This is a genomic window from Pseudomonas putida W15Oct28 (assembly GCF_000708715.2).
In the GTDB taxonomy this organism is placed as follows: Bacteria; Pseudomonadota; Gammaproteobacteria; order Pseudomonadales; family Pseudomonadaceae; genus Aquipseudomonas; species Aquipseudomonas putida_R.
The window spans coordinates 19,007-29,001 of sequence record NZ_JENB01000059.1 but is presented as its reverse complement, the minus strand read 5'-3'; the positions used below and the strand labels follow the sequence as shown (position 1 = coordinate 29,001).

Annotated in this window: 9 protein-coding genes; 6 read left to right on the top strand and 3 right to left on the bottom strand. The window is 62.9% G+C overall.

Features of this window, described 5'->3' with window-relative positions; translation table 11 throughout:
• Positions 1–235 precede the first annotated feature (235 nt).
• The gene (locus AK81_RS25455; RefSeq protein ID WP_043203692.1) at positions 236–589 is read left to right on the top strand and encodes a YkgJ family cysteine cluster protein; all 354 of its coding nucleotides are present in this window, start codon (positions 236–238) and stop codon (positions 587–589) included.
• A gap of 2 nt (positions 590–591) precedes the next feature.
• Here AK81_RS25455 and dadR read toward each other — a convergent pair whose 3' ends face one another.
• Entirely contained in the window at positions 592–1,080 is a 489-nt protein-coding gene (gene dadR, locus AK81_RS25450; protein ID WP_003258963.1) for a transcriptional regulator DadR, read from the bottom strand.
• A 156-nt stretch (positions 1,081–1,236) separates the two neighbouring features.
• Between dadR and dadA the strand changes: the two genes are divergently transcribed.
• From dadA to AK81_RS25425, 5 genes are all read left to right on the top strand, one after another.
• Complete coding sequence (gene dadA / locus AK81_RS25445; RefSeq protein ID WP_043203690.1) at positions 1,237–2,541, top strand: D-amino acid dehydrogenase; 1,305 nt, start codon at positions 1,237–1,239, stop codon at positions 2,539–2,541.
• A 145-nt stretch (positions 2,542–2,686) separates the two neighbouring features.
• Positions 2,687–3,760 carry an alanine racemase gene (gene alr, locus AK81_RS25440; protein WP_043203689.1) on the top strand — a complete coding sequence of 358 codons (1,074 nt, stop codon included), beginning with the start codon at positions 2,687–2,689 and terminating at the stop codon, positions 3,758–3,760.
• Positions 3,761–3,869: 109 nt separating this feature from the next.
• The gene (locus tag AK81_RS25435; RefSeq protein WP_016502213.1) at positions 3,870–4,418 is read left to right on the top strand and encodes a cupin domain-containing protein; all 549 of its coding nucleotides are present in this window, start codon (positions 3,870–3,872) and stop codon (positions 4,416–4,418) included.
• A gap of 154 nt (positions 4,419–4,572) precedes the next feature.
• The gene (locus AK81_RS25430; protein ID WP_033692624.1) at positions 4,573–4,977 is read left to right on the top strand and encodes a c-type cytochrome; all 405 of its coding nucleotides are present in this window, start codon (positions 4,573–4,575) and stop codon (positions 4,975–4,977) included.
• 226 nt (positions 4,978–5,203) lie between these two features.
• Positions 5,204–7,063: an acetyl-CoA hydrolase/transferase C-terminal domain-containing protein gene (locus AK81_RS25425; protein ID WP_043203688.1), complete on the top strand. Its 1,860-nt coding sequence runs from the start codon at positions 5,204–5,206 to the stop codon at positions 7,061–7,063.
• Between the two features lie 110 nt (positions 7,064–7,173).
• Here AK81_RS25425 and AK81_RS25420 read toward each other — a convergent pair whose 3' ends face one another.
• Together AK81_RS25420 and rep are read right to left on the bottom strand one after the other, a co-directional pair.
• Positions 7,174–7,746, bottom strand: coding sequence for a xanthine phosphoribosyltransferase (locus AK81_RS25420; RefSeq protein WP_003253535.1), 573 nt, complete (start codon positions 7,744–7,746; stop codon positions 7,174–7,176).
• A 65-nt stretch (positions 7,747–7,811) separates the two neighbouring features.
• Positions 7,812–9,821 (bottom strand): DNA helicase Rep, encoded by a 2,010-nt coding sequence (gene rep / locus AK81_RS25415; RefSeq protein ID WP_043203686.1) that lies wholly within the window; start codon positions 9,819–9,821, stop codon positions 7,812–7,814.
• Positions 9,822–9,995 lie beyond the last annotated feature (174 nt).

The window sequence follows — 9,995 nt, the reverse complement described above, 5'->3', positions numbered from 1 at the left end:
GGCTAGGGGAGGAGGATAAGCCGGGGCTCTGGGGTGGGCAACCGCTTGGCCTGGTCAACGCGGTCACCTGTAGGAGCGGCCTTGCGTCGCGAAAGGGCCGCAGCGCGGCCCCGGCTATATCTGCGGCGAAGCTGAAATTTTGGGGGCGCTACGCACCCCTTTCGCGACACAAGGCCGCTCCTACAAAGAGCCGGTAGGCCTATAATCCAGCAAGTTATCAACATTGAACTCAGCCATGTCCTGCAACCGCCACAAGATCCACTTCCTGCGCGAACTCATTCCCTCGTTCGAGTGCGAGCCCGGCTGCCACGACTGCTGTGGCCCGGTCACCACGTCGACGGAAGAAATGGCCCGCCTGCCGCGCAAGTCCCAGGCCGAGCAGGAAGCCGCCCTGGAGCGCCTCGACTGCGTGCACCTGGGCCCCAACGGTTGCACGGTGTATGAAGAGCGCCCGATGATCTGCCGCCTGTTTGGCACCACACCACGCATGGCCTGCCCGCGTGGCCGTGGCCCTGAGCCGATGATCGAGCCTGCTGCCGAGCAGATCGTGCACCAGTTCATTGCCACCACCCGCCAGGTGCTGGTCTAGCCTCAGTCCGGGATCGGCAGGCAGAGGCTTTCTTTCACCTCCTCCATCACGATGTAGCTCTTCGACTCGCGCACGTGCGGCAGCTTCAGCAGGATGTCGCCAAGCAGCTTGCGGTACGACGCCATCTCCGAAATACGCGCCTTCACCAGGTAGTCGAAGTCACCCGACACCAGGTGGCATTCCAGTACGTGGGGCAGCTTCAACACTGCGCGGCGGAACTCCTCGAAGGTGTCGCCCGACTTGTAGTCCAGGCTGATTTCCACGAACACCAGCAGGCTGCCCTTGAGGTGCTGCGGGTTCAGGCGGGCGTTGTAGCCCATGATGATGCCCTCGCGCTCCAGGCGGCGAACCCGCTCGGTGCAAGGGGTGGTGGACAGCCCAACTTTCTCGCCCAGTTCGGTGAAGGAAATACGCCCGTCATTCTGCAGGATCCGCAGGATGTTACGGTCGATCTTGTCCAGTTCACGCTTGCTCTGGTGCTGGGTTCTCATAGGGGATGCCCCTCCGTGAAAGGCGATTTTGCCGAGAATTCTCGCCAATAATAGGCTTTTATATAGTGAATTGCACTGGTCTCAAATTCCTATACTGCGCCCATTCATGCCATATCAATAAAAGTCTGCGGCGTGCCGCGTGTGAGGGATAAAACGATGCGAGTTCTGGTACTTGGTAGCGGTGTAATCGGAACCGCCAGTGCCTATTACCTGGCCCGGCAAGGTTTCGAAGTCACGGTGGTCGACCGCCAGCCGGCGGTGGCCATGGAAACCAGCTTTGCCAACGCCGGCCAGATCTCGCCCGGCTATGCCTCGCCCTGGGCCGCCCCAGGCGTACCGCTGAAAGCCATCAAGTGGCTGCTTGAGCGCCACGCCCCCCTGGCCATCAAGCTCACCGGCGATGTCGACCAGTACCTGTGGATGGCGCAGATGCTGCGCAACTGCACCGCCAGCCGTTACGCGGTGAACAAGGAGCGCATGGTGCGCCTGTCCGAGTACAGCCGCGACTGCCTTGACGAACTGCGCGCCGAAACCGGTATTGCCTACGAAAGCCGCTCCCTGGGTACCACCCAGCTGTTCCGCACCCAGGCCCAGATGGATGCTGCGGCCAAGGACATTGCCGTGCTCGAGCAGTCCGGCGTGCCTTACGAACTGCTGGACCGCGAGGGTATTGCCCGCGTCGAACCAGCCCTGGCTGGCGTGAAGGACATTCTGGCTGGCGCCCTGCGCCTGCCTAACGACCAGACCGGCGACTGCCAGCTGTTCACCACCAAGCTGGCCGAAATGGCCATCAACCTGGGTGTGGAGTTCCGTTTTGGCCAGGACATTCAACGCCTGGACTTCGCGGGCGACCGCATCAATGGCGTGTGGATCGACGGCAAGCTGGAAACCGCCGACCGCTACGTGCTGGCGTTGGGCAGTTACTCGCCGCAGATGCTCAAGCCGCTGGGCATCAAGGCCCCGGTGTACCCGCTGAAGGGTTACTCGCTGACTGTGCCGATCACCAACGGCGACATGGCCCCGACGTCGACCATTCTCGACGAGACCTACAAGGTTGCGATCACCCGTTTCGACAACCGTATCCGTGTTGGCGGCATGGCTGAAATTGCCGGTTTTGACCTGTCGCTGAACCCGCGTCGGCGCGAAACGCTGGAGATGATCGTCAACGACCTTTATCCTCGTGGCGGTGACCTGAGCCAGGCCAGCTTCTGGACCGGCCTGCGCCCGGCGACCCCGGACGGCACGCCGATCGTTGGTGCCACGGCGTTCCGCAACCTGTTCCTGAACACCGGTCACGGTACCCTGGGCTGGACCATGGCGTGCGGCTCCGGCCGCCTGCTGGCCGACCTGATTGCGCGCAAGAAGCCGCAGATCAGTGCCGAAGGCCTGGATATTTCCCGTTATGGCAACAGCCGGGAAGTGGCCAAGCACGGGCAGACCGCGCCGGTTCACCAGCAGTAATAGCCTGCACCGGCCTCTTCGCGGGCTCGCCTGCTCCCACAGGTACAGCACAGTTTCAAGACCTGTGATGTCCCTGTGGGAGCGGGCGAGCCCGCGAAGAACCCAACACCGTTTTCAACCTGTGAACCACCATAAGGCAGCCGCCATGCGTCCCGCCCGCGCCCTGATCGACCTCCAGGCCCTGCGCCACAACTACCGTCTGGCCCGTGAACTGACCGGTGCCAAAGCCCTCGCCGTGATCAAGGCCGACGCCTATGGCCATGGCGCCGTGCGCTGCGCCCTGGCGTTGGAGGCCGAAGCCAACGGCTTTGCCGTGGCCTGCATCGAAGAGGCGCTGGAGTTGCGCGCCGCGGGTATCAAGGCCCCGGTGCTGTTGCTGGAAGGCTTCTTCGAAGCCAGCGAGCTGGCGCTGATGGCCGAGCACGACCTGTGGTGCGTGGTGCACTCGCTGTGGCAGCTGGAAGCCATCGAGAAAACCCAGCTGCACAAACCGCTCACCGTCTGGCTGAAGCTGGACAGCGGCATGCACCGCGTCGGCCTGCACCCCAAGGACTACCACGACGCCTACCAGCGCCTGCTGGCCAGCGGCAAGGTTTCGCGCATCGTGCTGATGAGCCACTTCGCCCGTGCCGACGAACTGGATGCCGACGCCACCGCCCAGCAGATCGCCGTGTTCGAAGCCGCCCGCCAGGGCCTGGCCGCCGAATGCAGCCTGCGCAACTCGCCCGGCGTGCTGGGCTGGCCGCAAGCGCCCAGCGACTGGGTACGCCCAGGCCTGATGCTGTACGGTGCCACGCCGTTTGAAGTGCCCCAGGCCCAGGCCGCCCGCCTGCAACCGGTGATGACCCTGCAATCGCGGGTAATCAGCGTACGCGAGCTGCCTGCCGGCGAGCCGGTGGGCTATGGCGCCAAGTTCGTCAGCCCACGGCCAACCCGTGTTGGCGTAGTCGCCATGGGCTATGCCGATGGCTACCCGCGCCAGGCGCCCAACGGCACCCCGGTGCTGGTCGCCGGCCAGCGCACCCAGCTGATCGGCCGGGTCTCGATGGACATGCTCAACATCGACCTGACCGACGTGCCGCAAGCCACCGTCGGCAGCCCGGTCGAATTGTGGGGCAAGCAGGTGCTGGCCAGCGAAGTGGCCGCGCACGCGGGCACCATTCCCTACCAGATCTTCTGCAATCTGAAACGGGTACCTCGGGACTACATCGGCGAATGAAACGCTGAAGCGGACAGGTTGCAGGGCGGTGTGTTGTAAATACTGAACGGCATTGCCATGATATCGTTCACATCCACCCCCCTTACCACCGTTTCAGGAGGCTCCAGCTTTGGACGTCGGCGAACGACTGCAAGTCATCCGCAAGCTCAAGGGCCTGTCCCAGCGTGAACTCGCCAAGCGTGCCGGCGTGACCAACAGCACCATCTCGATGATCGAGAAGAACAGCGTGAGCCCTTCCATCAGCTCGCTGCGCAAGGTGCTGAGCGGCATTCCCATGTCCATGGTCGAGTTCTTTTCGGTAGAGCTGGAACCTGAAAGCCCCGCGCAAATCGTCTACAAGGCCCACGAGCTTATCGATATCTCGGATGGTGCGGTGACCATGAAGCTGGTCGGCAAGTCGCACCCCAACCGTGCCATCGCGTTCCTCACCGAGGTGTATCCGCCAGGTGCCGACACCGGTGCCGAGATGCTCACCCACGACGGCGAAGAAACCGGCATCCTGCTCGAAGGCCGGCTGGAGCTGGTGGTCGGCAACGAGATCTTCATCCTTGAAGAAGGCGACAGCTACTACTTCGAAAGCACGCGTCCGCACCGCTTTCGCAACCCTTTCAACCAGCCTGCCCGCCTGATCAGTGCGGCGACGCCTTCAAACTTTTGATCCAGCGCAGTGCATTGATTCGGCAATACCCCTTTCCTGTGTAGGGTCGTTTCACGGCCTCTGGGTTCCCGCTATACTTTTCAACGCTCGCCGTTCCGTGGCCGCGAGCGTGATTAGCCACCATGAGGGTGTTCGCGTGAACCAAATCAAGAAGATGCTGGCCGTACCAGCAGCCGTATTCGCCCTCTGGGCAATGAGCGCAACCGCTGCGACCAACGACGATATTGCCAAACGCCTGGAGCCGGTTGGCCAGGTGTGCGTCCAGGGCCAGGAATGCAAAGGCATGGAAGTGGCTGTTGCAGCGGGGGGCGGGGGTGCCAAGACGCCCGATGAGATCATCGCCAAGCACTGCAATGCCTGCCATGGCACCGGGCTGCTTGGTGCGCCTAAAGTGGGCGACACCGCGGCGTGGAAAGAACGCGCCGACCACCAGGGCGGCCTGGATGGCATCCTGGCCAAGGCCATTACCGGCATCAACGCCATGCCGCCCAAAGGCACCTGCGCGGACTGCTCGGATGACGACCTGAAAGGGGCGATCAAGAAAATGTCCGGGCTGTAAGACACAGCTGAATCGCACGAGGCCCGCCGTTGATGGCGGGTTTTGTTTTTGGGGTGCCTGTACCGGCCTTTTCGCGGGCGCGCCCGCTCCCACAAGTCCCCCGCAGAACCTGAGGATTGTGGTTATCCTGTGGGAGCGGGCGTGCCCGCGAAAGGGCCGGTACAGGCAACCAACCCGCCAGTGCCATGTCCAACCCCTGAACCCATGGATGTCTCAGGAGGCCCCGATGCACCTCTGCGCCATCGACCATGCTGTCGAGCAGGTCTTGTCCCGGCTGCCCGCCCATATCCATATGGGCCTGCCATTAGGCCTGGGCAAGCCCAATGCCTTCGTCAACGCGCTCTACGCCCGGGTGCGGGAACTGCCCGAGCGGCAGCTGACGATCTACACCGCGCTGTCCCTCGGCCGGCCGCCACTGGGCGACGGCCTGCAACGACGCTTTCTCGAACCCTTCGTCGAGCGTGTCTTTTCCGACTACGAAGAGCTCACCTACCTCGGCGACCTGCGCAACGACAGCCTGCCGCCGAACATCCGTGTCGAGCAGTTCTTCATGCAGCCTGGCAGCCTGCTGCACAGCGAGGCGGCGCAGCAGGACTACATCAGCAGCAACTACAGCCACGCCGCACGCGACATCAACGCCAAAGGGCTGAACCTGGTCGCGCAACTGGTCGCCGCCACCCCCGAGAAGCCCGTCCACCTGAGCCTGGCCTGCAACCCCGACATCACCCTCGACCTGCTGCCGATGATCGCCAAGCGCCGCGCGGCCGGCGAGACCATCCTCATGCTCGGCCAGGTGCACGCCGAACTGCCTTACATGCCGGGCGATGCGGAACTGCCCATCGATGCGTTCGACCTGCTGATCGACGAGGCCGAGCAACGCCGCCTGTTCTCCACACCGAACATGCCGGTCGGCACCCAGGACCACTGCATCGGCCTGCACGCCAGCACGCTGGTACGCGACGGCGGTACCCTGCAGATCGGCATTGGTGCCATGGGCGATGCAGTCGCTGCCGCGTTGTTGGCGCGCCAGGGTGACAACGCGGGCTTTCGTGCCTTGCTCGATGAGCTGGATGTCGGCCCTTGGCAGGCCCTGATCGAGCGGGAAGGGGGGCTGGGTACGTTTGCCCAAGGGCTGTACGGCTGCAGCGAGATGTTCGTCAATGGCCTGCTGGTGCTGGCCGAAGCAGGCCTGCTGCGGCGCCCGGCCGATGACCATGGGCCGGTCGTGCATGGCGGCTTTTTCCTCGGCCCGCAGGCGTTCTACCAGCGGTTGAGGGAGATGCCGCTCGAACAGCGCGCACGGTTTGCCATGACCCGCATCAGCTTCATCAACGAGCTATACGGGCAGGAGGAACTGAAGCGTCGCCAGCGCCGCGATGCGCGCTTCATCAACACGGCTTTCGGCATGACGTTGCTCGGCGCCGGGGTAGCCGACCAGCTTGAAGACGGCCGCGTGCTCAGCGGCGTAGGCGGGCAATACAACTTCGTCGCCCAGGGCCATGCGCTGGAAGGCGGCCGCTCTATCCTGCTGTTGCGCAGCTGGCGCGAGGCAGGCGGGGACGTGACCTCAAACCTGTTCTGGACCTACGGCCACTGCACCATTCCCCGGCACCTGCGCGATATCGTGGTGACTGAGTACGGCATTGCCGACTTGCGTGGGCAGACCGACAGCGAGGTGATTGCGCGGTTGTTGGCGGTGTGTGATTCGCGGTTCCAGCAGGGGCTGATCGAGCAGGCCAAAGAGGCTGGCAAGCTGCCCAAGGGCTTTCAGCTGGACGCTCGCTTTATTGACAATACGCCACAGCGGCTGGAGGCGATCAGGGCGCGGCATGCGCGGCTGTTCCCGGAGTATCCGATGGGGACGGACTTTACGGCTGAAGAGCGGGACTTGTTGCGGGCGCTGAACTGGTTGAAGAGCAAGTTCAAGCTGAGCGAGGTGCTGGAGCTGGGCAAGGCAGCGCTGGATGCGCCGGGGCCGGAGGGGTATGAGGGGCATCTGGCACGGATGCAGCTGGATCAGCCGCACGGGCTGAAGGAAGAGCTTTACCAGCGGTTGTTGCTGGCGGGGTTGGCGACAAACAGGTAGAGAGGTTTGAGGCCATTCGCGGGCATGCCCGCTCCCACAGGACCACCACAGATCTTGAGAACTGTGCAATACCTGTGGGAGCGGGCGAGCCCGCGAAGCAGACGGCGCCGTTACTCGATGAAGCTGACCACACCGCCTTCCAGCGACTTCACCCGGGCCAGCGATTCAACGCGATAGCCCTGGCTGTCCAGCTCGGCACGGCCGCCCTGGAACGACTTCTCGATCACGATACCCAGGCCGGCCACGGTGGCACCGGCTTGCTTGATGATCGAGATCAGGGCCTGCGACGCCTTGCCGTTGGCCAGGAAGTCGTCGATCACCAGCACGCGGTCGCTGCTGTTGAGGTGGCGTGGCGAGATGGCCACGGTGTTCTCGGTCTGCTTGGTGAAGGAGTACACCGAGGCAGTCAGCAGGTTCTCGGTCAGGGTCAGCGACTGGTGCTTGCGCGCAAAAATCACCGGTACGCCCAGCTTCAGGCCGGTCATCACTGCCGGGGCAATGCCCGAGGCTTCGATGGTGACGATCTTGGTCACGCCGGCATCGGCGAACAGGCGGGCGAACTCGTCACCGATCAGCTGCATCAGCGCAGGGTCGATCTGGTGGTTGAGAAACGCGTCGACTTTGAGAACCTGGTCGGAAAGCACGATGCCTTCTTCGCGAATCTTCTGATGCAGTGCTTCCACTGTGGTTTCCTCGATGTAACAAAGGTTGCCGCTAGCTAGCGGCAAAGTTTAAGAGTAATGGTTGATCAGCGTTTGAGCATTGCCCGGATATCGGCCAGGGCGTTGTTGCCGCGTGCGGCCTTCACCTCGACCGGCGCATCGTCCAGGCCCTCCCAGGCCAGGTCGTCCGGAGGCAGTTCGTCGAGGAACCGGCTGGGCGTGCAGTCGATGATTTCACCGTACTGCTTGCGCTTGGCGGCGAAGGTGAAGGCCAGGGTCTGGCGCGCGCGGGTAATGCCCACGTAGGCCAGGCGGCGTTCCTCTTCGATGGTGTCGGCCTCGATGCTGGAGCGGTGCGGGAGGATTTCCTCTTCCATGCCCATGATGAACACGTAGGGGAATTCCAGGCCCTTGGAGGCATGCAGGGTCATCATCTGCACACCTTCGGCGTTTTCTTCCTCTTCTTGCTGACGCTCGAGCATGTCACGCAACACCAGCTTGCCGATGGCGTCCTCGATGGTCATCTCACCCTCTTCGTCCTTCTCGAGGGTGTTTTTCAGCGCTTCGACCAGGAACCAGACGTTACTGATACGGAACTCCGCCGCCTTGTCGCTGGCGGTCTGCTGGCGGATCCAGTTCTCGTAGTCGATGTCGCGGATCATCTCGTGCAGCGCAGCAATCGGGTCTTCCAGGGCCACCTTGTGGCGTACCCCGTCCAGCCAGTGCTTGAAGCGCTGCAAACGCTCGGTGTAGCGGGCGTCCAGGTGCTCGCCCAGGCCCAGCTCCTCGCTGGCGGCGTACATCGAAATGCCGCGCTCGGTGGAATAGTTGCCGAGCTTTTCCAGGGTGGTGGAGCCGATTTCCCGGCGCGGTACGTTGATTACCCGCAGGTAGGCGTTGTCGTCGTCCGGGTTCACCAGCAGGCGCAGGTAGGCCATCAGGTCCTTGACCTCCTGGCGGCCGAAGAAGCTGTTGCCGCCCGACAGGCGATACGGCACCTGGTGGTGCTGCAGCTTCAGTTCGATCAGCTTGGCCTGGTAGTTACCGCGGTAAAGGATGGCGAAGTCGCTGTACGGGCGGTTGGTGCGCAGGTGCAAGGTGAGGATTTCCATGGCCACGCGTTCGGCCTCGGCTTCCTCGTTCTTGCAGCGGATGACGCGGATCTCGTCGCCCACGCCCATCTCGCTCCACAGTTGTTTCTCGAACGCATGCGGGTTGTTGGCGATCAGCACGTTGGCGCAGCGCAGGATGCGGCTGGTGGAGCGGTAGTTCTGCTCGAGCATGACGATTTTCAGGGAGGGGTAGTCCTCCTTGAGCAGCATCAGGTTCTCGGGGCGGGCACCCCGCCAGGCGTAAATCGACTGGTCGTCGTCGCCCACCACGGTGAACTGGTTGCGCATGCCGATCAGCATTTTCACCAGCAGGTACTGGCTGGCGTTGGTGTCCTGGTATTCGTCCACCAGCAGGTAGCGCACGCGGTTCTGCCAGCGTTCGAGCACCTCGGGGTGCTCCTGGAACAGTTTGACCGGCTGCAGGATCAGGTCGTCGAAGTCCACCGCGTTGAACGCCTTGAGCGTGCGCTGGTAGTGGGTGTAGACGATGGCGGCGGTCTGCTCGCGCGGGTTGCGCGCCTTTTCCAGGGCCTCGGGTGGCAGGATCAGGTCGTTCTTCCAGGCACCGATCATGTTCTTGATCTCGTCGATGCCGTCGTCGCCGGAGTATTCCTTCTGCATGATGTCCGACAGCAACGCCTTGATGTCGGACTCATCGAAGATCGAGAAGCCTGGCTTGTAGCCCAGCTTGTCGTGCTCCTTGCGGATGATGTTCAGGCCCAGGTTGTGGAAGGTACACACCGTCAGGCCACGGCCTTCCCCCGGGCGCAGCAGGGTGGCGACCCGCTCCTTCATCTCGCGTGCGGCCTTGTTGGTGAAGGTCATCGCCACGATGTACTGGGCACGGATGCCGCAGTTCTGGATGAGGTGGGCAATCTTGCGCGTGATCACGCTGGTCTTGCCCGAACCTGCACCGGCGAGCACCAAAAGAGGGCCGCCGACGTAGTCACGGGCTTCTTGCTGCCGGGGATTGAGTCGGGACATGCTAGAAACCGGGGGTCGCCAGAAAATAGCCGCGCATTCTAACAGGCATGGGGCGGTTGTGGCGCGACCGTCTGACGTCTGAGTCAGACTTTTGTCTGTCCCATTATTAGTGCGACTAATGCTACTAGAGGAAAAAATCATATTTGCCGGTTCCTCTCGTTTCGAGGAGGATGC

What these genes read in the sequence shown, in the direction of transcription:
- AK81_RS25455 (WP_043203692.1), top strand. Translation starts at nt 236, where the DNA reads ATGTCCTGCAACCGCCACAAGATCCACTTCCTGCGCGAACTCATTCCC.
- dadR (WP_003258963.1), bottom strand. Translation starts at nt 1,080, where the DNA reads ATGAGAACCCAGCACCAGAGCAAGCGTGAACTGGACAAGATCGACCGT.
- dadA (WP_043203690.1), top strand. Translation starts at nt 1,237, where the DNA reads ATGCGAGTTCTGGTACTTGGTAGCGGTGTAATCGGAACCGCCAGTGCC.
- alr (WP_043203689.1), top strand. Translation starts at nt 2,687, where the DNA reads ATGCGTCCCGCCCGCGCCCTGATCGACCTCCAGGCCCTGCGCCACAAC.
- AK81_RS25430 (WP_033692624.1), top strand. Translation starts at nt 4,573, where the DNA reads ATGCTGGCCGTACCAGCAGCCGTATTCGCCCTCTGGGCAATGAGCGCA.
- AK81_RS25425 (WP_043203688.1), top strand. Translation starts at nt 5,204, where the DNA reads ATGCACCTCTGCGCCATCGACCATGCTGTCGAGCAGGTCTTGTCCCGG.
- rep (WP_043203686.1), bottom strand. Translation starts at nt 9,821, where the DNA reads ATGTCCCGACTCAATCCCCGGCAGCAAGAAGCCCGTGACTACGTCGGC.